Raw genomic sequence first — 24372 nt, 5'->3', positions numbered from 1 at the left:
ACAGGGGTCGGAGGCGCCGCCGGGTTAGGAAACAGGTCGACGATCAGCGCCGGCAGGAAGACGGCGCCGGATTGGCCTGCGTCCGATCCGCCCTTTGTGTCGCTGCCATCCTTGGCGCAGTCGGCTCCCGCCGCATTGGTCCCATCGCCGCAGTCGATTTGCGTCCGATCAGGATTGGCGCTGCTGGTCTGCGCCGACGCGGGCACGGCGATCGCCATCGCCGTCGCAAGCACTGCCGCAAATCGAATGACCGCCTCAGCCGCCATCAACCGGTTTCCTTCCCTCGATCACAGTTTCCGCGAAGGGCTGGGCGGCAATGAGGCCGATTTGCTTGGTGTAGTCGGCTGCGTTGGCAGCCGGGATGCCAAGCCGGAACACGCCGTCGGCGGTCGGTCCGCCGACGATCTTCATGCCGTTGCTGCCGAGGAAGGCGGATATGTCCGACATCCTGGCATCCGGCTTGAACTTGACCAGCGCGAACGGCATTTTCGCCGGATCGTTTTCCGCGCCGGCAATCTCGAAATCATTGCCCTTGCCGCCGGGTTCGACAAACGACTGCACCATGACCAGGGCCAGCAGAACCGCGGCTGCCGCCCAGGCGACACCGACCGGCACCGCCATGAAGCGGCCCCAGGCCTGCGCCAGCCAGGACGATCCTGCCGGCTTGCGCGCAGGCCCGGCCTCGGCGTCGAGTGCCTTGGCAAAGCGGCTGAGCGCATCGGCCGGCGGCCGGATTGCTTCGTTGGCGGCCGTGGCGCCGGAGAATTCGGCTTCAGCCTCGCCAAGGGCGGCAAGTGCGGCCGGATCGCTGGCCAGCCATTCCTCGACCGCTTCCAGGTCGGAACCTTCCAGCGAGCCGTTCAGGTAGAACGGCAGCAGCGTTTCCATTTCGTCGCGGCGCGACATCTTTTCAGCGGCGCTCATGGCCACCCCCTGTCGTAACCGGCGGCCTTGAGGGCCTCTCCGAGTTTCTTGCGGGCGTAGAACATCCGGGTCTTGACGGTGGCGACCGGAATGTCGAGCACCTCGCCGATCTCGCTCACCGATTGTCCGTGATAATAGGCAAGATCGATGACCACGCGATGCTCTTCGGGCAAGGTGTCGACGAAGCGCCGCAGGGCGGCGGCCTTGTCTTCCTTCATGGTGACGACTTCCGGCGTGTCGGCGCCGTCGGGCACCGCGGCGGCGGCCTCGTCGTCGATCCAGTCTTCCTTCTTCTTGCGCAGAAAGGACAGCGCCTTGAAACGGGCGATGCCGAGCAGCCATGTCGAGACTTCGGAACGCCCTTCGAAGCCGGGCGCCTGGCGCCATAGCTCGAGGAAGACTTCGTTGGCGATATCGTCGGCCATCATTTCCGATCCCGTCTGGCGCGCCACGAAGCGGTAGACCCGCGCGTGGTGACGCATGAACAGGAGCCGCACGGCGGCACGGTCGCCCTTCGCGACCCGGTCGACGAGAGCGCGATCGGTCTCCGTCGCTGCCGTCATGGCCGGTCGAGCCGCCTGGCTCCTGTCTGCTCTGTCGCTGATCGGTCCAAAAAGGTTCATCCTCCGCCAAGGAATTTTGCGGAGGCTAACCGAAGTAAGGAAGTGTTGCCAGAGGCAGGGTCTTCCCTTCCCCCCACAAGGGGGGAAGGGAAGAGTTCTGCGCGCCCGCTCACCCCAAGAAAGATTTAGCCTTCATCGCCTCCGGTATTGCCACACCCAGCCGGCTCAGCACTGTCGGCGCCAGCTGCAGCTGGTCGAGCAGCGTGTCGGCCTGCGGACCCTTACCTTGTCCAAAATAGTACAGCGCGAAATCCTGCATCTCGTCGTCATGGCCGCCATGATGGCCACGATCGGTCTGGCCGTGATCGGCGGTGACAATCACCTCATAGCCGGCTTCGATCCAGCGCGGCAGGAAGGCGGCCAGCATCCCGTCCATCGCATAGACGGCATGGTCCATCTCGTGGCAGTCGTGGCCGAAGCGGTGTCCCATCGAGTCCAGCGTGCAGGTGTGCAGGATGCCGTAGTCGATGCCATGGCGTTTCGTCAGCATCGTCAGCGTCGCGAACAGGTCGACATCGCTCGGCGTCATCTGGTTGCGAAGGTTGTAACCGGTCATGGTGTGGAAGCGGCCATGCGTGATCGGCCCGCTTGGCTCGTCGAATTCCATGTCCTCGACCAGGTCGAACGGATAGCCGCGGAAGAATTCCGACCAGTAGGAATGGGTCACCGCCCCCGTCTTGCCGCCTGCCTTGCTGACTTCGGAGAAGATATCGGGCTGCTCGACGCGGAACCGGTTCTCGTTGGAGAGAATCCCGTGCACCTGCGGTGAGACCCCGGTGTGGATCGACGCATAGCAGCAGGCCGAGGTCGACGGCAGCACCGAGCGCATCTTCCAGACGCGCGCCTCGCCCGATTGCACCCAGCCTTCGAGATTGCCCATCAGCCGGCGCCAGTTCCGGTAAGGCACGCCGTCGAGGATGATCAGCAGAAGCTTGGACTTGAGCGCCATGGGCTGCTCCATGCGGTTGGCGGTTGAAGCGGGACGCCGTGTGCCGTCTTGGGCACACGGCGTTCTTGATTGATGAAATCGGACGATCAGAGTCCGCTCAAGCGTTGAGCCAGCACTCGGCAAGCGCGTAGCCGTCCATCATTTCGCCGATAGGGCTCTTGGCATAGCCGCCGATCTTGCTGGTGGCGGCCGCGTCGATGAACTGGTTGAAGAAGGGCACGATCAGCCCGCCTTCGTCACGCATCATAACTGCCATATCGTGGTAGATCGCCTGGCGCTTGGCCTGGTCGAGCTCGCCGCGCGCGGTAAACAGCATCTTGTCGAATTCCGGCCGCTTGAAGCGCGTGTCGTTCCAGTCGGCGGTCGAGACATAGCCGGTGGAATACATCTGGTCCTGCGTCGCGCGTCCGCCCCAGTAGGAGAGCGAGAAAGGCTGCTTGTTCCAGACCTCCGACCAGTAGCCGTCGCCGGGCTCGCGCTTGATCTCGATCTTGATGCCGGCTTTGGCGCAGGACTGCTGATAGAGCTGTGCGGCATCGACGGCGCCCGGGAAGGCGACGTCCGAGGTGCGCAGCACGATCGAGCCGCTGTGGCCCGATTTCTTATAGGCTGCCGCCGCCTTGTCCGGATCGAACTTGCGCTGCTCGATGTCGGCGGAAAACAGCGGATAGGCCTCGTTGATCGGGAAGTCGTTACCTACCGAGCCATAGCCGCGCAGGATCTTTTCCAGCATCTCGTCGCGGTCCATGGCAAGCTTCAGCGCCATCCGCAGATCGTTGCTGTCGAAGGGGGCGGTGTCGCAGAACATGTTGAACGGGTAGTAGCCCTTGCCCGAGACGTTCTCGATGGAAACGCCCGCGATGCGCTTGACCAGATCGACGACCTTCGGCTCGACGCGGTTGATCATGTGCACCTGGCCGCCCTGCAGGGCGGCAAGCCGTGCGGTCGCGTCATTGATGACGATGATCTCGACCTGGTCGGCATGGCCGGCCTTGTCGCCCAGCCAGTAATTGGCGAAGCGCTCGCCGCCATGGCGCACGCCGGGCTGGTTGACGCTAACCTTATAGGGACCGGCGCTGATGCCGGCGTTCGGATCGTCCTTGCCACCATTCGGCTGGATGGTGAGATGGTAGTCGGCCATCAGATAGGGGAAGTCGGCATCGGCGTCGCCGAGCGTGACGATGACCTCCTTGCCGCTCGCCTTGATCCCCTTGATGTTCTTGAGGATGCCGAGTGCTCCGGACTTGGACTTCTCGTCCGCATGGCGCTCAATGGTGGCAGCAACATCCTCCGCGCCGACCGTCTTGCCATTGTGGAACTCGATGCCGTCGCGGATCTTGATTGTCCATGTCTTGGCGTCGGCCGAGGCGCCAATCTCCTCGGCAATCAGGTTGACCAGCTTGTTGTCCGGGGTGAGGCGCACGAGATACTCGCCCCAAAGCTTGCCGAAGCTGAAGGTAACCTGGCTGAGGTTCAGCGCCGGATCGAGGCTGTTGGTGGATTCACCGCCCTGCAGACCGGCCTTGATGATACCGCCCTTCACCGCCGTCTGGGCAAATGCCTTGCCGGCCAGCGCCGGCATCAGGGCCGCCGATACGCCGAGCGCGGCGGCGCGCCCAAGAAAGGCGCGGCGCGATATCCGGCCTTGACCGGCGAGTTCGGCGAGATAATCGAGTTCAGTCTTCATGTCCTACCCCTGTTTTAAAAGTCGTGCGAGCAGCGCTCGTCCCGAAGGACGTTTGGCGCTCTTGTGTTGCATCCGGATGACGGTCGCCGGCGCCCCATGTGGCGGCTTGGTCTGGTGCAATTCCCAGGGGAAGCGCCATGCGCTTCTTCTGGGAGAACCGGTTCCAGTTTCCCCGAATTGCTTTAGTTGCCCGCGCTGGCCATGCGCCGTCCCTTGATTGCCTTTTCCAGCCAGCCGATTTCCATCTCTGGAACCGAGGAGAGCAGCAGGTCGGTGTAGGCGTCGAAGGGCGGGCTTAGCACCTGGCTCTTGGGGCCGTAGCGCACCACCTCGCCGCGATACATAACCGCGATCGAATCGGCGATCGACTTCACAGTGGCGAGGTCGTGCGTGATGAACAGATAGGCGACGTTCTCCTCCTTCTGCAACTCCAGCAGCAGCTTGAGGATGCCGTTGGCGACCAGCGGATCGAGCGCAGAGGTCACCTCGTCGCAGATGATCAGCTTCGGCTTGGCGGCAAGCGATCGGGCGATGCAGACACGCTGTTTCTGGCCGCCGGAAAGTTCGGCCGGATAGCGGTCGGAAAAGCCCTTGCCCATCTCGATCTTGTCGAGCAGTTCGGCGACGCGCCTGTCGCGCTCGCGGCCGCGTATGCCGAAATAGAATTCGAGCGGCCGGCCGATGATGGTGCCGACGGTCTGGCGCGGGTTCATCGCCACGTCGGCCATCTGGTAGATCATCTGCAACTGGCGCAAATCCTCCTTCGGCCGGTCGGCCAGCCTGTTGGCCAGCGGACGTCCGTCGAAGGTGACGGTGCCCTGTTCGGGCGGCAAAAGTCCCGTGATGGCGCGCGCCAGCGTCGACTTGCCGGAGCCGGACTCGCCGACCACGGCCAGCGTCTGACCCGGATAGATGTCGACCGAGACGTTCTTCAGCACCTTGATGTCGCTGCGGCCATAGGCGGCGGTGACGTTCTTCACCGACAGGAATGGCGACGTGCCGGGTTTCTGCTCCTGATGCTCGATCTCATGCACCGAGACCAGCGCATTGGTGTATTCCTGGCGCGGCTCCTTGATGATCTGCCTTGTGCCGCCCCATTCGACCAGCCTTCCATGGCGCAGCACCATGATCTCGTCTGAGACCTGGGCGACGACGGCAAGGTCGTGGGTGATGTAGAGCGCAGCGACATGGGTGTCGCGGATGGCATCCTTGATCGCCGCCAGCACGTCGATCTGCGTCGTCACGTCGAGCGCCGTTGTCGGCTCGTCGAAGACGATCAGGTCCGGCTCGGAGCACAGCGCCATCGCCGTCATCACGCGCTGCAACTGGCCACCCGAAACCTGGTGCGGAAAGCGCTCGCCGATGGTTTCAGGGTTCGGCAGGCTGAGCTTCTTGAACAGCGCAACCGCGCGCTTCTCGGCCTCGGCCCGCGTTGCCGTACCGTGCAGCAGCGTGGCTTCCACCACCTGGTCCATCAGCCGGTGCGCCGGGTTGAAGGCGGCTGCCGCCGATTGCGCGACATAGCAGACCTCGCGGCCGCGTAATTTGCGGAAGCCGTCCTTGCCGCCCTTGAGGATGTCGCGGCCGTTCAGGATCACCTCGCCGCCGGTGATGCGCACGCCGCCGCGGCCATAGCCCATCGACGACAGGCCGATGGTCGACTTGCCGGCGCCGGACTCGCCGATCAGGCCGAGCACCTTGCCTTTTTCAAGCGTCAGCGAGACATCGTGCACCAACACGATGTTCTTTGGCGGCTCGCCGGGCGGGAAGACGGTGGCTTCGATGCGTAGGTTGCGGATGTCGAGCAGCAGGCCTGATTTCGCTTTGGTGTCGGCCATCACCCGCGTCCTCCCTTGAGGCTGGTCGTCCGGTTGAGCACCCAGTCGGCAACCAGGTTGACGGAAATCGCCAACAGGGCGATCGCCGCCGCCGGGATAAGCGCGGCCGCGATGCCGAAGACGATGCCATCCTTGTTTTCCTTGACCATGCCGCCCCAGTCGGCGTCCGGTGGCTGCACGCCAAGGCCGAGGAACGACAGCGTCGACAGGAACAGCACGGCATAGATGAAGCGTAGGCCGAGTTCCGAAACCAGCGGCGACAATGCGTTGGGAAGGATCTCGCGGAAGATGATCCAGCCGCTGCCCTCACCACGCAGTTTCGCCGCCTCGACATAGTCCATGACGTTGATGTCGACGGCGACCGCGCGCGACAGGCGATAGACGCGGGTCGAATCCAGAATGCCCATCACCAGGATCAGCGTCACCAGATTGGTCGGCAGCACTGACAGCACGACGAGACCCATGATCAGCGTCGGGATCGACATCAAGAGATCGACGAGGCGCGACAGCAGCGTGTCGAACCAGCCGCCGAAGACGGCCGCCGAGAAGCCGAGGATGGCGCCGAGCGAGAATGACAGTGCGGTGGCCAGCACCGCGATGAACAAAGTGATGCGGGCGCCGTAGATCATGCGAGACAGAAGATCGCGGCCGAGATTGTCGGTGCCCAGCAAATGGGCAGCCGACATCGGTTCCCAGACGTCGCCGACGATTTCGCCATTGCCGTGCGGCGCGATCCAGGGGGCGAAGATCGCCGCCAGCACGAACAATGCCGTCAGCACGATCCCGATCAGCGCGGGGAGGGGGATGCGTTTGATATCGAGCATATCCGCCCCCTATTTCGGATGTCTGAGACGCGGATTGGCGACGATCGCCGCTATGTCCGCAATGATATTCAGGCTGATATAAACGGCGGCGAAGATCAGGCCGACCGCCTGCACCACCGGCACGTCGCGTTTGGTGACGTGGTCGACAAGATACTGCCCCATGCCCGGATAGACGAAAATCACCTCGACCACGACGACGCCGACGATCAGGTAGGCGAGGTTGAGCATGACGACGTTGATGATCGGCGCGATGGCATTGGGGAAGGCGTGCTTGCGGATGACGTTGAAGGCCGACAGGCCCTTCAGTTCCGCGGTCTCGACATAGGCCGACTGCATGACATTGAGGATCGCCGCGCGTGTCATGCGCATCATGTGGGCGAGCACGACCAGCGTCAGCGCTGCCGCCGGCAGAGCGATCGCCTGCATGCGCTCGCCAAAAGGCATGCCGTCATAGACAGTCGAAATGCCCGGGAAGATTTGCCATTTCACGGCGAAGAAATAGACCAGCACATAGCCGATGAAGAACTCGGGAAAGGAGGTCGAGGCCAGAGCCAGCCCGGAGATCAGCTTGTCGACCCAGCCATTGCGGTAGCGCACCGCGATCAGACCGAGGATAATCGCTAGCGGCACCGCGACGACCGCTGCCCAGAAGGCGAGGAACAGCGTGTTCCACAGCCGGCCCTTGATCGACGTGGCGATATCCTGGCCGCTCGACATGGCGGTACCCAGGTCGCCTGTCACCACCCCGCCGAGCCAACGGAAATACCTGATATAGGCCGGATCGTTGAGGCCGAGCTGCTCGCGCAAATTGGCGAGCGACTCCGGTGTCGCCGATTGCCCAAGAATGGCTTGCGCGACATCGCCGGGCAGGATCTGCGTGCCGGCGAAAATCAGGACCGAAACGGCCAACAAGAGGAGAATGCCCAGCGCGATGCGCTGGGCAATCAGTTTCAGGATGGGTGAAGACATATCCGCAAAGCCGGCTCAGGCCTGCAGCCAGCACTTCGCCAAGGCGTAACCGTTCATCAGTTCCTGATGTGGATCGTCGACCCAGCCATCGACCTTGGCACCGGTCGCGTCGATGAACTGGTTGAACATCGGCAGGATCAGACCGCCTTCGTCGCGGACCATGACAGCCATGTCGTGGTACATCGCCTTGCGCTTGGTCTCGTCAAGTTCGGCCCGGGCCGCCAGCACCATCTTGTCGAAATCCGGACGCTTGAAACGCGTGTCGTTCCAGTCCGCCGTCGACAGATAGGCGGTCGAGTACATCTGGTCCTGCGTCGAGCGGCCGCCCCAGTAGGAGGCGCAGAAGGGCTGCTTGTTCCAGACTTCCGACCAGTAGCCGTCGCCCGGTTCGCGTTTGATCTCCAACTTGATGCCGGCCTTGGCCGCGCTCTGCTGATAGAGTTGCGCGGCATCCACGGCGCCGGGGAAGGCGACGTCGGAAGTCCGTAGCAGCACGGCGCCATCATGGCCCGACTTCTTGAAGTGGAACTTGGCCTTGTCGGGATCGTATTTGCGCTGCTCGATCTCGGTAAACAGCGGATAGGACGCATTGATCGGGAAGTCGTTGCCGATCGAACCGTAGCCACGCAGGATCTTGTCGAGCATTTCTTCGCGGTCGATGGCCAGCTTGAGCGCCATGCGCAGATCGTTGTTGTCGAAGGGTGCGGTGTTGCAATGCGCGATGAAGACATAGTGGCCGGGACCCGCATGGTTGCGGATGGTGACGCCGGGCAGGCGCTTGATCAGGTCGACGATCTTCGGCTCGACGCGGTTGATCATGTTGACCTGGCCGCCTTGCAGGGCGGCGGTGCGCGCCGTCGCATCGTTGATGACGATGATCTCGATCTGGTCGGCGTGGCCCATCTTGTCGCCCTGCCAGTAATTGGCGAAACGCTCGCCGCCATGGCGCACGCCGGGCTCATTGGTCGTAACCTTGTAAGGACCGGCCGAGATGCCTGCGTCGGCCTTGTCCTTGCCGCCATTCGGTTGGACGATCAGGTGATAGTCGCTGAGCAAATAGGGCAGGTCGGCATTGGCTTCCTTCAGGGTCAGCACGACTTCCTTGCCGCTGGCCTTGATGGTTTCGATGCCCTTCATATAGCCGAGCGCGCCGGATTTCGACTTCTCGTCGGAATGGCGCTCAAGTGTGGCGGCCACGTCCTCGGCGGTCACCGTCTTGCCGTTGTGGAATTCGACGCCGTCGCGGATCTTCAGCGTCCACACCTTGGCGTCGTCCGACGAGCCGATCTCCTCGGCGATACGATTCTCGAGCTTGCCTTCGGGCGAAAGCTCGACAATCAATTCGCCCCACATCTTGCCGAAGGCGAACGGCACCTGAGTCATGAACAGCGCCGGGTCGAGGCTGTTGGTGGATTCACCGCCGACTAGGCCGGCCTTCAGTGTGCCGCCCTTGACCGGACCCGCCGCGCGTGCAGCGCTTGAAAGCAGCGAGTTGGCGAAGGGCGCGGAGATACCGAGCGCCGCCGCCCGGCCGAGAAAATCACGACGGCTCAGTTTGCCCGACGCGACACGCCGGCTAAGAAATTCCAGTTCGTTCGACATTTTGAGTTCCTCACTCTGTTGGTTCGACTCTGCGGTCGTTTTTCTTGTTTCTTGTGAGGAGAATAATGACCGCAAGGGAAAGCGGTAAGCAAGACCGAATGCGACATGCCGTGGCGTAAATCGTACGTCGCAATTGGACCAATGAATCGGCGCTCAAAGAAGCGCGCGCCGCACCTTCTCTTCGAAATTGCGCTCGAAGACGAGGGTTTCGTCCTCATAGGCCTCGATTCTGGCGCTGACGATGAAGTTTTGCGCGTCCGATCGCATTTCGGCTGTCGTTTCGGTGCGTACCGACCATCCGTTTCGCGACAGGGTCTGCGTCCAGTGCGTCTTCCCCGAGGCCGAGAGCGGATCGTCGGGGTGGATCGTCCAGGTCTCGCGGGCGATGCTGCCATTGGCCAGGCCATGAGCGAGATCGCGCACCTCGCCGAAATCATCATCGATGGAAAGCGTCACGATTCCGGTCTTTTCGTCACGATCGATATGGCGCTCGGAATTGCTGGCGCGGATCGTCTCCGTTGCCCAGGGAGTGGCACCTTCCGGCTCGGCGAACGCCGCTTCGTCGTCTGTCGCCAGCGGCCGCAGCGGCAAGCGGAGCGTCGCAGCCGACAAGGTCAGCCGGACCGGCTCCGGCGACGGCCAGATGGCAGGCCAATAGGCGTTTGAAACGGCAACACGCAGGTGGTGGCCGGGCGGAACGCGATAGCCGCATTGATCGAGCACGACGCGCGCGAACACGGTTTCGCCCGGCACCAGCGCCTCGGGAAATTCATGCGAATTGCGATGCGTCAGATTGAGCACGCCATAGGAAATCAGTTCCGAGGCGCCGTCGGGATGCACGTCACAGAGCCGGATCGCGATGTTGGCCTGCGGACGGTCGGAGGACAGCCGCACCTCGACTTCCGGAGCGCCGACGATGTCGATGGCCTGACTGAGTTCCGACTGGTCGAAACACACCGACAGCGCATCGTCGGGGCGCTGATCGCCCGGCAGTTCGGGGCCGAAGGTGAAGGGAAAATACTCGCCACCGGCCAGGCCGCAGCTTTGCGGCGAGGCAACGATGGAGGGTTTTTCCGTTGACGGGATCAGATCGACCGTTTGTGTCTTGATGTTGGACGATGGCCATTCCTGCTCCGCCACCCAGCGGCCAGGCCGCTCGGGGTGCCAGCGCGCTGGGCGCACGCTGTCCATGACATAGGCGCGGTAGGCCGGGTCGGACTCGACACCGGTGTCGACACCCTTCAGCCAGCGGTCCCACCAGCGCAGAGCCTCCTGCAGGAAGCCGATGGCGGGTTTTGGTCCTGCGTAGTGCGGGTATTTGTGGATCCATGGCCCGATAATGCCCTTGACCGGGGCTTCGATGTTGCTGGCCAGATGCGAGACCGTGTTGCGGTAGCCGTCATGCCAGCCGCCGATCGACAGCACCGCGGCTTTGACGGCGGAGAAATCCTCGCAGATCGAGCCGCGCTTCCAGTAGGCATCACGGTGCTGGTGTTTCAGCCACAGCGGCGCCAGGAAGGATTGGTTCTCCAGCCGGGTCAGCCACAGATCGCGCCATCTGTTGTCGCCGGCCAGCAGCGGGTCCGGTGGCCGCGACGAGTAGGACAGCATGGTCGAAGCCCAGCCGAAGTTCTCGATCAGCAGGCAGCCGCCCTTGTAGTGGATGTCGTCGGCATAGCGGTCGACGGTCGAGCATAGGCTGATCACGGCTTTCAGCGCCGGCGGCTGCTTGGCCGCCACCTGCAGGCAGTTGAAGCCGCCCCAGGAAATGCCCATCATGCCGACATTGCCGTTGCACCAGGGCTGGCTTGCCGCCCAGGCGATGACGTCGCAGGCGTCCTGCAATTCCTGCTCGGAATACTCGTCGTCCATCAGCCCTTCGGAATCGCCATTGCCGCGCATGTCGACGCGGATCGAGGCATAGCCGTGGCCGGCGAAATAGGGATGCGTCAGCTGATCGCGAAAGATGGTGCCGTCGCGCTTGCGGTAGGGCAGGTGTTCGAGGATCGCCGGCACCGGATCGTCGCCCGCATCCTCCGGCATCCACACCCGCGCCGAGAGCCGGCAGCCGTCCGGCATGACGATCCCCATGTCCGGGAATTCGACGACCTTGCGGGAAAATTCGGTGACTGTTTTCATGGCATGCTCCAGGATCGCCAGATGATGGAGCCGGTGGGGTCGCGTCGTGGGCCAGCCAACGAATTCGGCTGGTCAATCCGCGTCAATTCAGCGGAATGTCGTTATCGTCCTTATTCGCCTGATAGACGCCGGACAACTCATCGTAGCGCGCCGAAATCGCGCCGATACGTGTTTCCAGCCGTTGCCGCTCGGCTTCGGGCAAAGTTCGCACCAACCGACGTATGGAAAAGCTCTTCCAGTAGGCATTCTCGGCATTGTAGCCGCCGGGATCGAGGGTGAAGACCTCTTTCAGGATTTTCAGGTCGTGCGGGATGGCAAAGCTGTCGCGCGAATCCTCGTGGCTGAACAGATAGTAGAAATTGTCGAAGCCGGTCCAGGTGATAGCCGACAGGCAGAGCGAGCAGGGTTCGTGCGTGGCGATGAAGATGGCGTCTTTCGTATCGACGCGTTCAGCCCTGGGCATTTCGTAGAAGCGCTTCAGGCAGTGCACCTCGCCGTGCCAGAGCGGGTTTTCCATCTCGTTGTTGGTTTCGGCCAGCACCAGCGACCGGTCGTCCTTGCGCAGGATCGCGGCGCCGAACAGCTTGTTGCCATGGGTGACGCCGTCGGCCGTCTTCGGCACGATGTCGTGCTCGATAACGTCGAGCAGGCGGTCGATCAGCGAAATATCCGTCATCAGGGGGTCTCCTGCCGCATGTCGCCCAAAGTGCCCCGGGTTTGGGGTAACGACACGCACAAAAAATTAAGGGAGATGGATCTCGTAGGCGTGCGAGAAATGGAACTCTTCGAGATTGGAGCCGTCGCCGCCACGGTCGACGATCAGGAAATCCTGAGGCTCGCCGAGCGGCGTCAGCACGCCATGCCAGAGATTGCGCCGGTAATTGATGCCTTGGCCGGGTGCGGTGATGAAGGCATGCGGCTCATCAGGCCCTTGCTCGCCGTCATGGCAGACGACGACCAGGAATGGACGCGGCGACAGCGGGATGAAGGCCTGGCTGCCGAAGGGGTGGCGCTCGACCATGCTCAGCTTCAGCGGCAGTTCGTAAGGCGTGCCGCGCACCATCGAGATCAGCACGCGGGCATTCGGTCCGGTCGCCTCGGCGGTCGCCAGATCGTGATAGCGTTCCGCGCGGCCGCCATTGATCGGGTAGTGGTTGTCGCCGCCCATGTCGATGACGTCGCCGAACGGAGCAAAGCTCTCGCGGGTCAGTGGCCGCGCAATGATCCGCGTCACGGCGTCCGCCCAGGGACACCGACGCCGCCGAGCTTGGCGTGCCGGTTCACGTCCTTGTAGAGCAGATAACGGAATTTGCCCGGGCCGCCGGCATAGCAGGCCTGCGGACAGAAGGCGCGCAGCCACATATAGTCGCCGGCCTCAACCTCGACCCAGTCCTGATTGAGGCGATAGACCGCCTTGCCTTCCAGCACATAGAGCCCGTGCTCCATGACATGGGTCTCGGCGAAGGGAATGACCGCACCCGGTTCAAGCGTGACGATGGTCATGTGCATGTCGTGGCGCAAATCGGCTGGATCGACGAAACGCGTCGTCGCCCAGCGGCCCTCGGTGCCGGGCATCGGCGTCGGCGCGATCTCCTGTTCGTTGGCGAAGAAGGCCTCCGGCGCATCGAGACCGTCGACCGCCTCGTAAGCCTTGCGAATCCAGTGGAAGCGCACGTCGGCCTTGCTTTCGTTGCGGACCGTCCAGCCGCTGGCAGGCGGCAGGAAGGCAAAGCCGCCGGGCCGCAAGACATGCTTCTTGCCGGCCAGCAGAACCGTCAGTTCGCCTTCGACCACGAACAGCGCGCCTTCGGCGCCGGCATCGGGTTCCGGCCGGTCGCTGCCGCCGCCGGGCGCGACCTCGACAATGTATTGCGAGAACGTCTCGGCAAAACCGGACAGTGGTCGCGACAAGATCCAGACGCGGGTCTCGTCCCAGAACGGCAACGCACTGGTCACGATGTCCTGCATCACACCCCGAGGAATGACGGCATAGGCCTCGGTGAAGACGGCGCGGCCGGTCAGAAGCTCGCTCTGGCCGGGGTGGCCGCCATGTGGTGCGTAATAGGTTCGCTCGGGCATTCTGATCGTATCCATGGGTTCAAACCTATTGCGGAAGCATGTCCTTGAGGCGGAGCAGTGCGATGCGCTCGACCTGTTTGCAGGCGGTCTCGAATTCGACGCCGCGGCTGTTGCCGATGCGCGCCTCGAACTCCGCCAGGATTTCTTGCCTCGTCTTGCCCTTCACCGCGATGATGAAGGGAAAGCCGAAGGTGGTGACGTAGGCGGCGTTCAGCTTGGAAAACAGTTCGCGCTCCTTGTCGGTCAGCGCGTCGAGGCCGGCCGAGGCCTGTTCCCTGGTCGATTCCGCCGTCAGCCGTTTGGCCTTGGCCAGCTTGCCGGCAAGGTCGGGATGGGCGTTGAGCACCGAAAGCCGCTCGGTCTCGCTGGCGGACCGGAAGACACGGCAAAGCGCGTTGTGCAGGCCGCCTGAAGTGTCATGCGCCGGGCCCAGTTCCAATTCGTAGGCGCGTTCGGCGATCCAGGGCGAATGCTCGAACACGCCGCCGAAGGTATGAACGAAGGTCTCGAATTCCATCTTCGATGGGCTGAGCGCCGCCGGTTGATAAGGATTGACCTCTTGCCAGTGCTTGGCGATGTCGATGCGCCGCGCCAGCCAGACCTTGTCGTGCGACTTCACATAGTCGACGAAGCGCTTCAGCGCCGCCACCCGCCCCGGCCGCCCGACGAGGCGGCAATGCAGACCGATGTTCATCATGCGTGGCCGGCCGGCCTTGCCCTCGGCATAGAGCGTGTCGAAGCTGTCCTTCAAATAAGCAAAGAACTGGTCGCCCGAGTTGAAGCCCTGCGGCGTGGCGAAGCGCATGTCGTTGGCGTCGAGCGTATAGGGGATGATGAGCTGCGCGCCGCCCTCATGCTCGAACCAGTAGGGCAGCTCGTCGTCATAGGTGTCCGACACATAGTCGAAACCACCTTCTTCCGCCACAATCCGCACTGTGTTGATCGATGTGCGACCCGTATACCAGCCGGTCGGGCGCGCGCCGGTCACTTCGTAGTGCAGCTTGATCGCCGCCTCGAGGTCGCGGCGCTCATCTTCGGCGCTGTGGTCGCGGTAGTCGATCCATCTCAGCCCGTGCGAGGCGATCTCCCAGTCGGCTTCCTGCATGGCCGCCACCTGATCCGGCGAACGGGCGAGTGCGGTGGCGACGCCGTAGCAGGTGATCGGCACTTGCGACTCGGTGAACAGCCGCAGCAGCCGCCAAAAGCCGGCGCGGGCACCGTATTCGTAGATGGATTCCATGTTCCAGTGACGCTGGCCCATCCAGGGTGCCGCGCCGACGATTTCCGACAGGAAGGCTTCAGACGCCTTGTCGCCATGCAGGACGCAGTTCTCGCCGCCTTCCTCGTAGTTGACGACGAACTGCACGGCGACATGTGCGCCGCCAGGCCATTTCGGGTCCGGCGGATTGGCTCCGTAGCCGCGCATGTCTCTGCTGTAACGCATCGTCCCTCCCGCCGGGCATGGCCCGAAGTATGATCAGGATATCGAAAGGGTGCCTCTCGCATTCCCCCGAAAATTTTTGAAAGTGTTTTTGTCGCACTCCGCTCGACCGGGACTTATGCATCGCCTTTAATTGGCGCACAATTCACTGTTGATACTTGATCGTACCGGGCCAATTCGCTCGTACCGGAAATGGGAGGCGGCCAATGGCAGAAACGTCGAATGCCGATGGCGGGCGTCTGACGACCCATGTCCTCGACACGGCGACCGGCAAGCCGGCGGCGGGACTGTCGATCGCGCTTTATCACCTCGACGGCAAGGCGCGGACACATCTGAAGACCGTTGTCACCAATGCCGACGGCCGTTGCGACAAGCCGCTGCTCGCCGGCGCGGAGTTCCGCACCGGCGAATACGAACTGGTCTTCGCCGCCGGCGACTATTTGCGTCAGCAGGGGTTGAGCCTGCCGAAACCCGCCTTTCTCGATGTAGTACCAATCCGCTTCGGCATGGCCGAGCCCGTGCACTATCATGTGCCACTGCTGGTCTCGCCCTACGGCTACTCGACATACAGGGGGAGCTGAGGCATGGCCAAAATCAGCATCCGCAAAGAAATCCGCTTCATCCTCAACGGCAGGGACGTCGCGCTTTCGTCGGTGGCGTCAGACGCGACCCTGCTCGACTGGCTGCGGCTCGACCGTTCGCTGCGCGGCACCAAGGAAGGCTGCGCCGAGGGCGATTGCGGCGCCTGCACCGTGTTGGTCGGCAAGCTCTCGGCGGACGGGCTGGTCTATGAAAGCGTCAATGCCTGCATCCGCTTCCTCGGCTCGCTCGACGGCACACACGTCGTGACCGTCGAGCATCTGCGCGGCGTATCAGGCCAACTGCATCCGGTGCAGCAGGCGATGGTCGATTTCCACGGCTCGCAATGCGGCTTCTGCACGCCGGGCTTCGTCATGTCGCTCTATGGCCTGTGGATGAAGTCATCGAATCCGTCGAACGCGGATATCGAAAAGGCCTTGCAAGGCAATCTCTGCCGCTGCACCGGCTACGAGGCGATCATCCGCGCCGCGCATGCCATCTCCAGCTACGGTAAGGCGGCGGAGGATCCGCTGGCCGCAGAGCGCAAGGCGATCACCGAGAGGCTCGAGGCCCTGCATGACGGCGCCCGGGTCGAGATCGGTTCGGCCAAGGCGCGGCTGGTCGTGCCGGCCAACGTCGATGATTTCGCCGCCGTGCTGGACAAGGAACCCGGCGCCACCATCGTTGCCGGCTCGACTGATGTCGGCCTATGGGTGACCAAGCATATGCGCGATATTTCGCCGGCCATTTTCATAGGCAATCTCGACGGACTTTGCACCATCTCGGAAGACAAGGGCGTCATTTCGATCGGCGCCGGCGTCACCTACACTGACGCCTTCGCTACATTGGCGAAGCGTATCCCGGCGCTGGGGCCGTTGTTCGATCGCATCGGCGGCGAACAGGTGCGCAACATGGGCACCATCGGCGGCAACATCGCCAACGGCTCGCCGATCGGCGACACGCCGCCGCCCTTGATCGCGCTTGGCGCAAGTCTCACCCTGCGCAAGGGCAAGAAGCGGCGCTCGATTCCGCTGGAAACCTTCTTCATTGCCTATGGCAAACAGGACCGGCAACCGGGCGAATTCGTCGAGGCCGTGCACGTTCCGGTTCCGGCCAGGGGCACGAAATTCGCCGTCCACAAAATCACCAAGCGCCGCGACGAAGACATTACCGCAGCCCTCGGCGCCTTTTTCCTGACGCTGGCTAAAGACGGCACGGTGGCGGAGGTGCGCATCGCCTATGGCGGCATGGCGGCGACGCCGAAGCGGGCGTCCTCTGTCGAAAAAGCGCTGCTCGGCAAGCCGTGGACCGAACAGGCAGTTGAAGCGGCGATGGCCGAATATGCCAGGGATTTCACTCCGCTGACCGATATGCGGGCCTCGGCCGAATATCGCGCACTGGCGGCGAAAAACCTGCTGTTGCGCTTCTTTGCCGAGACCACGGATACCCGGGCACCATTCCAAGTGTCACGCAACGAGGCGGCATGATGAGCACCAATGCCAGTGAACAAACAGCCGAACGGTCGCGAGTAGCGTCCTTCTCCCCGTTCACGGGGAGAAGATGCCGGCAGGCAGATGAGGGGCGGCGCCGTCGTCGATCTTTGTCTGCAAGGCTGTCGACGTCGGCGCTGCCCCTCATCCGACCCTTCGGGCCACCTTCTCCCCGTGAACGGGGAGAAGGGAAAGGGCGCGCATGATGAACAAGCACGCTGCCCCCAACCTCAAGGCTGAAAAGATCGCCGGCGGCGTTGCCACCGATCAACGGCATGACTCCGCCCACAAGCATGTCAGTGGCACCGCCGTCTATATCGACGACATGCCGGAACCGGCCGGCACGCTGCATGGCTGCCTCGGGCTTTCCAGCGCCACGCATGCCACGATCGCCAGCATGGATCTCTCGGCGGTGCGTACAGCGCCCGGCGTTGTCGACGTGCTGACGGCCAGTGACGTGCCCGGCGAAAACGACATTTCGCCGACCGGCCGCCACGACGAGCCGGTGCTGGCCGACGGCAAGGTGCAATTCTACGGCCAGCCAATCTTCTGCGTCATTGCGCAGACCCGCGAGCAGGCGCGCCGCGCCACCAGGCTGGCCAAGGTCGAATACAAGGAATTGCCCTTCGTCACCGACATTGGTGCGCTCGATCCTAGGAAGGACAAACTCGTCACGCCGCCACTGACGCTGAAGCGCGGCGATGCCGCCACAGCCATCCGTCAGGCGCCGCGCCGGTTGAAGGGAAAAATGCGCGTCGGCGGCCAGGAACACTTCTACCTCGAAGGCCATATCGCCATGGCCATTCCGGGCGAGGACCAGGACGTCACCATCTATTCCTCGACCCAGCATCCGAGCGAAGTCCAGCATATGGTCAGCCACGCGCTCGGCGTGCCGAGCAACGCCATCACGGTGGAAATCCGCCGCATGGGCGGCGGCTTCGGCGGCAAGGAGACGCAGGGCAACCAGTTTGCCGCATTGGCCGCGATCGCCGCGAAGAAACACCATCGCGCCGTGAAAATCCGGCCCGACCGCGACGACGACATGATCGCCACCGGCAAGCGTCATGATTTCCTCGTCGACTACGAGGTCGGCTTCGATGACGAGGGCAATATCCTCGGCGTCGATTTCATGTTCGCGGCGCGCTGCGGTTTTTCGTCGGACCTTTCCGGCCCGGTGACCGATCGCGCGCTGTTCCACTGCGACAACACCTATTTCTGGCCGGCGGTGCATGCCCAATCGGCGCCGCTCTACACCAACACCGTCTCGAACACCGCGTTTCGGGGTTTCGGTGGCCCGCAAGGCATGGTCGGCGCCGAGCGCGTCATCGACGAGGTGGCCTTTGCCGTCGGCAAGGATCCACTCGAAATCCGCAAAAAGAATTTCTACGGCACCAGTGGTGATAGCGAGAGGGGCCGCAACATCACGCCCTACCACCAGACGGTCGAGGACAACATCATCCAGCGCATCGTCGCCGAGTTGGAGGAAAGCGCCAGCTATGCGCGGCGGCGGCGTGAGATATCGGCCTTCAACGCCAACAGCCGTTTCATCAAGCGCGGCCTGGCGCTGACACCGGTCAAGTTCGGCATCTCGTTCACCGCCACCCACTACAACCAGGCCGGCGCGCTGGTGCATGTCTACACCGACGGTTCGGTGCATCTGAACCATGGCGGGACCGAGATGGGGCAGGGCCTCTACGTCAAGGTGGCGCAGGTGGTGGCGGAAGAGTTCCAGATCGACCTCGACCAGGTCAAGATCACCGCGACCACGACCGGCAAGGTGCCGAACACTTCCGCCACGGCAGCGTCGTCCGGCTCGGACCTCAACGGCATGGCGGCGCAAAATGGCGCGCGCCAGATCAAGGACCGGCTGACCGATTTCGCCGCCGAAAAATACCAGGTGCCGCGCGATCAGGTGCTGTTCCTGCCCAACCGGGTGCGCATCGGCAACCAGGAAATCGCCTTCGCCGACCTCGTCAAGCAGGCCTATATGGCCCGTGTCCAGCTGTCGGCGGCGGGTTTCTACAAGACGCCGAAAATCCACTGGAACCGCGACAAGGGCGAGGGCCGCCCCTTCTATTATTTCGCTTATGGCGCCTCGTGTTCGGAAGTCTCGGTCGACACGCTGACCGGAGAATACATGGTCGAGCGTACCGATATTCTCCATGACTGCGGGCGCTCGCTGAACCGAGCTATAGACATCGGCCAGATCGAGGGCGGCTTCATCCAGGGCATGGGCTGGCTGACGACGGAAGAACTGTGGTGGGACGCCAAGGGCCGGCTGCGCACGCATGCGCCGTCGACCTACAAGATCCCGCTCGCCTCCGACCGGCCAAAGATCTTCAACGTCACCTTGGCCGACTGGCCGGAAGCGGGCGAGCCGACCATCCACCGCTCCAAGGCGGTCGGCGAGCCGCCGTTCCCGCTCGGCATGTCGGTGCTGCATGCGCTGTCGGATGCGGTGGCCAGTGTCGCCGACAACAAGATTTGCCCGCGCCTCGATGCCCCCGCCACACCGGAACGCGTGCTGATGGCGATCGAGCGGCTGAAGAAAGAGGCCGGCGCCTGAATCCGGCCCAGGGGGTCAGCAATGTGTGCAATCCGGGCCGAAAAAACCTATATTTCCCGCACGGGAATGCGAATGATGAATTCGAAAGTGCAAAGCCTGAGAGACTTCCTTGCCAGCGCCGACCGGATTGCCCTGGTCGAAGTGGCTGGCACAAAAGGTTCGACGCCACGCGAGAAGGGCGCATTTATGCTCGTCTCGCGGGCGGCGATCTTTGGCACGATCGGCGGCGGTCAGCTCGAATACATGGCAATCGACAGGGCCAGGCAGATGCTCTTCTCCCCCCTTGAGGGGGAGATGTCGGCGAAGCCGACAGAGGGGGTCCTATCAGAAGGCACCGCCAGGGCGTTGAGCCCGGTCGATCCGACCCCACCCGGCAGCTTCGCCGCCACCCTCCCCTCGAGGGGGAGGGGAACCCGCATCGAGGTTGACAAAGTCTGCGCTACCCTGGACGTCCCGCTAGGCCCGGAAATCGGCCAATGCTGCGGCGGGCGCGTCGAAGTGCTGATCCGGCTCGTCGATGCCGCGCTTGCCGCCGAACTGGTTGCGGTTGCGGAAGCCGAAGAGGCACACCTGCCATATGTCTACGTCTTCGGCGGCGGCCATGTCGGCCAGGCGCTGGCGTCGACGATCGCACTTCTTCCCGTGCACGGCGTCGTCATCGAGACGCGCGCCGAAGCACTGGAAGGCATGCCGGAAACCGTAGAGATGCGGCTGACGCCGATGCCCGAGGCGATGGTGCGCGATGCTCCCGCCGGCACTGCCTTCGCCATCCTGACCCACGACCATGCGCTGGATTTCCTGATCGTCGCCGAGGCGCTGAAACGCGACGATGCCGCCTATGTCGGCATGATCGGCTCGAAGACCAAGAAAGCGACGTTCAGGAACTGGTTCCTGAAATCGGCGGATGGCAGTCAAGCTGAGTTTGCCCGCCTCGTCTCGCCAATCGGCGGCGACACCGTCAAGGACAAGCGCCCGCAGGTCATCGCGGCGCTGGCGGCGGCCGAGATCATGACGGCGCTGGTCAGTCACAACGCAACCTCAAGTGCCGACCATCAAATTCCGCATGGCAGGGTGATGGCAGGCTAGGCTGCGCCACAGCTAAACCGGCTGTTTCAAACCCAGTTGGTCGCGCAATGTGCGGCCCTCGTACTCCGTGCGGAACAGGCCGCGCCGCTGCAGTTCAGGCACGACGAGCATCGCAAAGGCATTGAGTTCGCCGGGGAAATAAGAGGGCATGACGTTGAAGCCGTCGGCGGCACCGCCTTCGAACCGCGCCTGCAACTCATCGGCAACCTGGGCCGCCGTGCCGACGATGCGCCAATGGCCACGCGCGCCGGCGAAATGCCGGGCAAGCTCGCGGATAGAGAGGCCGTCGCGGCGCGATTGCTCGATGACCAGCGCCTGCCGACTTTTCATCCCCTCGCTCTCCGGCAGGTCCGGCAGCGGCCCGTTGATCGGGTAGCGCCACAGATCGGAGATGCTGAGATAGCTGGACAGCAGCGCCACACCGACGTCGTCGGGGATCAGCGCCTGCAATTCCTCATATTTTTCACGGGCCTCCGCTTCGGTCTCCGCCACCACTGGCGCGACGCCCGGCATGATCTTGATGTCGTCAGGCTCGCGCCCGTAGGCCGCCAGACGCCCCTTGAGATCGTCGTAGAAGGCCTTCGCTTCCTCGAAGGTCTGCGCCGCGGTGAACACCACATCGGCGGTGCGGGCGGCAAGGTCGCGGCCGACATCCGAGGCGCCGGCCTGGACCATGACAGGCGCGCCCTGCGGCGAACGCGGCAGATCGAGCGGGTCGCGAACCGAAAAGCTCTGGCCGTCATGTCCGGATCCAGAAGCTCCATCGAGCTTGCCGTTCCAGAGCCCGGTTACCACCTCGGCGAATTCGCGCGCGCGCTCATAGCGATCGGCATGGGGCTTGAGGCCGGTCGAGCCGAAATTGGCGGCCTCGACAGGGCTGGCCGAGGTGACCAGGTTCCAGCCGGCCCTGCCGCCGCTCAGATGGTCGAGCGACAGGAAGGCTCGCGCCAGGCCATAGGGCTCGTTGTAGCTTGTCGAGGCTGTCGAGACGAGGCCGATGCGGCTGGTCTGGACGGCGAGCGCCGAAAGCAGGCTGATCGGCTCGAAGCCGATCGAGCGCGAAGTCTGGCTGGCAATGCCGACATTGGCTTCGCGCAGGCCTGCGGCATCTTCGCAGAAGATCATGTCGAACTTCGCCGCTTCCGCCGTGCGCGCCAGCGCGATGTAATGGTCGATGTCAGTGCCGGCGGTGACGTGTGCCTTGGGATGGCGCCAGGCCGCGATGTGGTGGCCTGTCGCCCACAGGAAGGCGCCGAGCTTGATCTGGCGAGCGGTCATCGGTCACCTCCGCCGGCAAGCCCGAGATGCGAGCGCAACGTCGTGCCGCGATAGTTCTCTCGAAACAGGCCACGCTGCCTCAGTTCCGGCAAAACCAGATCGACGAAATCGTCGAGCGCTGAAAGCTGTGCCGGCATCAGGATGTTGAACCCGTCGCAGCTTTTCGCCCGGAATTCCTCTTCCAGCCTCTCGGCGACGGCAGCCGGCTTACTATCGGCGGTTGGCGCGACGTTCGTCAGCACCTTGACGGCATCCGGGTCGCGTCCACAGGCTGCGACACGGCGCCTGATATCGTCATAGCGTCCTGTCGCGCCCTCCACCGGTCCGTCATCCAGCAGGATGACATCGGCGATGCGGGCGGCAATATCCAGGTCGGCTTCGCTCAAGCCCGACAAGACGAGCACTGGCGTATCCTGCGGCGAGCGTGCGACGTTCAGCGGTCCGCGCACGGAAAAGAACTCGCCCTTATGGTCGAGCAAATGCATCTTTTCGGGGTCATGGAAGCGGCCGCCGCTCTGGTCGAACAGCAGCGCGTCCGCATCCCAGCCCCGCCACAGACCTTGCACGATGCCGATACATTCCTCACTGCGACGGCGGAAATCGTCGGGCGAAAATCCCCCGGGCCGGCTGAAATTGGCTGCTTCCCGTGGCGCTTGCGTCATGGTTGCGTTCCAGCCACTGCGGCCATGGCTGATAATGTCGAGCGAGGCGAAACGGCGCGCCAGATTGTATGGCTGGTGGGCGACGGTCGATGCCGCGGCGACGAGCCCGATCCTGCTTGTGACAGTCGCCAATGCGGCCAGCAAAGTGGTCGCTTCGAAGGGCATCGGGCTGTTCGCGGCACCGCCGCCGGCCGCCGGTGCGGAATCGGCAAGCAGCACCATGTCCAGGCCCGCTGCTTCGGCCTTTTGCACGAAACCAGTCAGGCGGCTGAATCCCGGTTCCGGCGATGGATCGGCGATCCCCGGAAACAGCGAAACGGCAAGATGCATTGTGGCGCCGCTGTCCATCGATGGTGCCTGCGAGACGAAATACCACCCGAACTATGTTCGCCACTTCAGGGGATGGCAACCGCTGGCGCTGGGCCAACCGCCGGTCACGTGGAGGCCAGCATTATTTCCCAGCTAGCAGATCGTTGATCAGTCGCTGGCAGCGCTCGGCCATGAAGTCGAGCAGCAGCCGCACTTTTGGATCCTGCAGCTTCTTGTGCGGATACACGGCGGCGAACTGCACCGGTGTCGGTGGCGTGCTGCTCAGGATCACCTTCAGCCGCCGGTCGCGGATGAATGGCTCGACCTCGAAGCGCGGCTTGTTGATGATGCCGCGGCCTGAAAGCGCCCAGCCGGTCAGCACGTCGCCATCGTCGGTGTCATATGGCCCGTGCACCTCGAATTTCTGCGGGCCTGTGGGGGTCTGCAGCGTCCACACATATTCGCGCGCGCCGGAATAACGCAGCATCAGGCAGTCGTGCTTCTTGCCGATCAGTTCCTGCGGCTCGATCGGTTCGCCGCGCGCCTCGAGATATTTCGGCGCCGCCACCAGCACGCGCTCGCATTCCATGATGCCGCGCATCCTGAGGCTGGAATCCTCGATGATGCCGAGCCGGAAGGCGACGTCGATGCCTTCCTTCATGATGTCGACATTGTGATCCGAAAGCCTCAGCCTCACCTCGATGTCTGGGTATTTGTCGTGAAAATCGGGAATGCCCGAGGCCACCAACCGACGGCCGAGGCCCAAGGGGGCGGTGACGCGGATGGTGCCGCGCGGCTGACCGGAAAGCGCCGAGACCGCGGCTTCCGCTTCGGTGATCGCCTCCAGCACCTGCTTTGCGCCCCCGTAAAAAACCGTGCCATGCTCGGTCGGCATCAATTGCCGCGTCGTGCGGTTGAACAGACGCACGCCTAGGTGCTTCTCCAACTCCTTGATGCGGTTGGAGGCGACCGCCGGCGAAATCCGCATGTCGCGCCCGGCCGCCGACAGATTGCCGAGTTCGACCACGCGAACGAAGACGGCAATGTTGTCGAGATAGGCCATGCGGTTTAGTGGCTTTCCTGAGGCCGCCTTCGGGCGGCTCCCATCCTGCTGCGTGTGACTACCCTAGTATTTTCCATTTTTTTTTGAAAGTCATCGTGCACCTCGCCTCTTTCCGTTTGCGCTCCAACCCGTAAAGTCGCCCGATCGGCAGGGACGATTTCAATGATGGATTTCGCGATTTTCTGGGACTGGCTGAGTTTTGCCGTGCGCTGGCTCCACGTCGTCACCGGCATCGCCTGGATCGGCTCGTCCTTCTTCTTCGTC

The 24372-nt window shown here is 63.3% G+C and carries 21 protein-coding genes and 1 pseudogene; 5 read left to right on the top strand and 17 right to left on the bottom strand.

The window, feature by feature from the left end:
• From EN906_RS02050 to puuE, 14 genes and pseudogenes are all read right to left on the bottom strand, one after another.
• Nucleotides 1-266 (bottom strand): annotated as a pseudogene (locus EN906_RS02050) (peptidase S8); the annotation flags it as partial.
• On the bottom strand, nt 256-924 hold the full coding sequence (locus EN906_RS02045; RefSeq protein ID WP_127302105.1) for an anti-sigma factor: 669 nt from the start codon (nt 922-924) through the stop codon (nt 256-258). The pseudogene EN906_RS02050 and the gene EN906_RS02045, both read right to left, overlap by 11 nt.
• The gene (locus EN906_RS02040) at nt 921-1487 is read right to left on the bottom strand and encodes a sigma-70 family RNA polymerase sigma factor (RefSeq protein ID WP_127268161.1); all 567 of its coding nucleotides are present in this window, start codon (nt 1485-1487) and stop codon (nt 921-923) included. Before EN906_RS02040 ends, EN906_RS02045 begins: the two co-directional genes overlap by 4 nt.
• Nucleotides 1488-1656: 169 nt before the next feature.
• Nucleotides 1657-2496, bottom strand: a complete 840-nt coding sequence (locus tag EN906_RS02035) for an alkaline phosphatase family protein (RefSeq protein ID WP_127268160.1) — start codon at nt 2494-2496, stop codon at nt 1657-1659.
• A gap of 97 nt (nt 2497-2593) precedes the next feature.
• Nucleotides 2594-4183 (bottom strand): ABC transporter substrate-binding protein, encoded by a 1590-nt coding sequence (locus EN906_RS02030; RefSeq protein WP_127268159.1) that lies wholly within the window; start codon nt 4181-4183, stop codon nt 2594-2596.
• A gap of 182 nt (nt 4184-4365) precedes the next feature.
• A complete protein-coding gene (locus EN906_RS02025; protein ID WP_127268158.1) occupies nt 4366-6021 on the bottom strand; it encodes an ABC transporter ATP-binding protein in 1656 nt (551 codons plus the stop codon).
• Entirely contained in the window at nt 6021-6845 is an 825-nt protein-coding gene (locus EN906_RS02020) for an ABC transporter permease (RefSeq protein WP_127268157.1), read from the bottom strand. Before EN906_RS02020 ends, EN906_RS02025 begins: the two co-directional genes overlap by 1 nt.
• A gap of 9 nt (nt 6846-6854) precedes the next feature.
• The gene (locus EN906_RS02015; RefSeq protein WP_127268156.1) at nt 6855-7814 is read right to left on the bottom strand and encodes an ABC transporter permease; all 960 of its coding nucleotides are present in this window, start codon (nt 7812-7814) and stop codon (nt 6855-6857) included.
• 15 nt (nt 7815-7829) lie between these two features.
• On the bottom strand, nt 7830-9416 hold the full coding sequence (locus EN906_RS02010; protein ID WP_127271943.1) for an ABC transporter substrate-binding protein: 1587 nt from the start codon (nt 9414-9416) through the stop codon (nt 7830-7832).
• Between the two features lie 153 nt (nt 9417-9569).
• Nucleotides 9570-11555 carry a CocE/NonD family hydrolase gene (locus EN906_RS02005; protein WP_127269856.1) on the bottom strand — a complete coding sequence of 662 codons (1986 nt, stop codon included), beginning with the start codon at nt 11553-11555 and terminating at the stop codon, nt 9570-9572.
• Between the two features lie 82 nt (nt 11556-11637).
• Nucleotides 11638-12231, bottom strand: a complete 594-nt coding sequence (locus EN906_RS02000) for a nucleoside deaminase (protein ID WP_127269858.1) — start codon at nt 12229-12231, stop codon at nt 11638-11640.
• Nucleotides 12232-12297: 66 nt separating this feature from the next.
• Nucleotides 12298-12789, bottom strand: a complete 492-nt coding sequence (locus tag EN906_RS01995; protein WP_127271946.1) for an ureidoglycolate lyase — start codon at nt 12787-12789, stop codon at nt 12298-12300.
• Nucleotides 12786-13649, bottom strand: coding sequence for a bifunctional allantoicase/(S)-ureidoglycine aminohydrolase (locus tag EN906_RS01990; protein WP_127271948.1), 864 nt, complete (start codon nt 13647-13649; stop codon nt 12786-12788). The genes EN906_RS01995 and EN906_RS01990 overlap by 4 nt, the downstream gene beginning before the upstream one ends.
• A 10-nt stretch (nt 13650-13659) precedes the next feature.
• On the bottom strand, nt 13660-15078 hold the full coding sequence (gene puuE / locus EN906_RS01985; protein WP_127268652.1) for an allantoinase PuuE: 1419 nt from the start codon (nt 15076-15078) through the stop codon (nt 13660-13662).
• A gap of 203 nt (nt 15079-15281) precedes the next feature.
• Here puuE and uraH point away from each other — a divergent pair, with 203 nt between their 5' ends.
• The 4 genes from uraH (at nt 15282) to xdhC (ending at nt 20796) form a co-directional block, all read left to right on the top strand.
• A complete protein-coding gene (uraH, locus tag EN906_RS01980; RefSeq protein WP_127268651.1) occupies nt 15282-15656 on the top strand; it encodes a hydroxyisourate hydrolase in 375 nt (124 codons plus the stop codon).
• Between the two features lie 3 nt (nt 15657-15659).
• Entirely contained in the window at nt 15660-17141 is a 1482-nt protein-coding gene (xdhA, locus tag EN906_RS01975; RefSeq protein WP_127268650.1) for a xanthine dehydrogenase small subunit, read from the top strand.
• Between the two features lie 208 nt (nt 17142-17349).
• The gene (xdhB, locus tag EN906_RS01965) at nt 17350-19710 is read left to right on the top strand and encodes a xanthine dehydrogenase molybdopterin binding subunit (protein WP_127271950.1); all 2361 of its coding nucleotides are present in this window, start codon (nt 17350-17352) and stop codon (nt 19708-19710) included.
• A 75-nt stretch (nt 19711-19785) separates the two neighbouring features.
• Entirely contained in the window at nt 19786-20796 is a 1011-nt protein-coding gene (xdhC, locus tag EN906_RS01960; protein WP_127271953.1) for a xanthine dehydrogenase accessory protein XdhC, read from the top strand.
• Between the two features lie 12 nt (nt 20797-20808).
• On the opposite strand, the gene EN906_RS01955 is transcribed toward xdhC, so the two are convergent.
• From EN906_RS01955 to EN906_RS01945, 3 genes are all read right to left on the bottom strand, one after another.
• The gene (locus EN906_RS01955; RefSeq protein WP_127266489.1) at nt 20809-22074 is read right to left on the bottom strand and encodes an LLM class flavin-dependent oxidoreductase; all 1266 of its coding nucleotides are present in this window, start codon (nt 22072-22074) and stop codon (nt 20809-20811) included.
• Nucleotides 22071-23084, bottom strand: coding sequence for an LLM class flavin-dependent oxidoreductase (locus EN906_RS01950; protein WP_127266490.1), 1014 nt, complete (start codon nt 23082-23084; stop codon nt 22071-22073). The genes EN906_RS01955 and EN906_RS01950 overlap by 4 nt, the downstream gene beginning before the upstream one ends.
• 103 nt (nt 23085-23187) lie before the next feature.
• On the bottom strand, nt 23188-24108 hold the full coding sequence (locus EN906_RS01945; RefSeq protein WP_027039874.1) for a LysR family transcriptional regulator: 921 nt from the start codon (nt 24106-24108) through the stop codon (nt 23188-23190).
• 162 nt (nt 24109-24270) lie between these two features.
• On the opposite strand from EN906_RS01945, the gene EN906_RS01940 reads away from it, so the two are divergent.
• Nucleotides 24271-24372, top strand: a 102-nt coding sequence (locus tag EN906_RS01940; RefSeq protein WP_164777087.1) for a urate hydroxylase PuuD, incomplete at its 3' end; no start/stop codon positions are given.

It is taken from the genome of Mesorhizobium sp. M7A.F.Ca.CA.004.06.1.1, from assembly GCF_003999135.1.
Taxonomy (GTDB): Bacteria; Pseudomonadota; Alphaproteobacteria; order Rhizobiales; family Rhizobiaceae; genus Mesorhizobium.
This window is presented reverse-complemented; position numbering and strand designations above follow the sequence as displayed.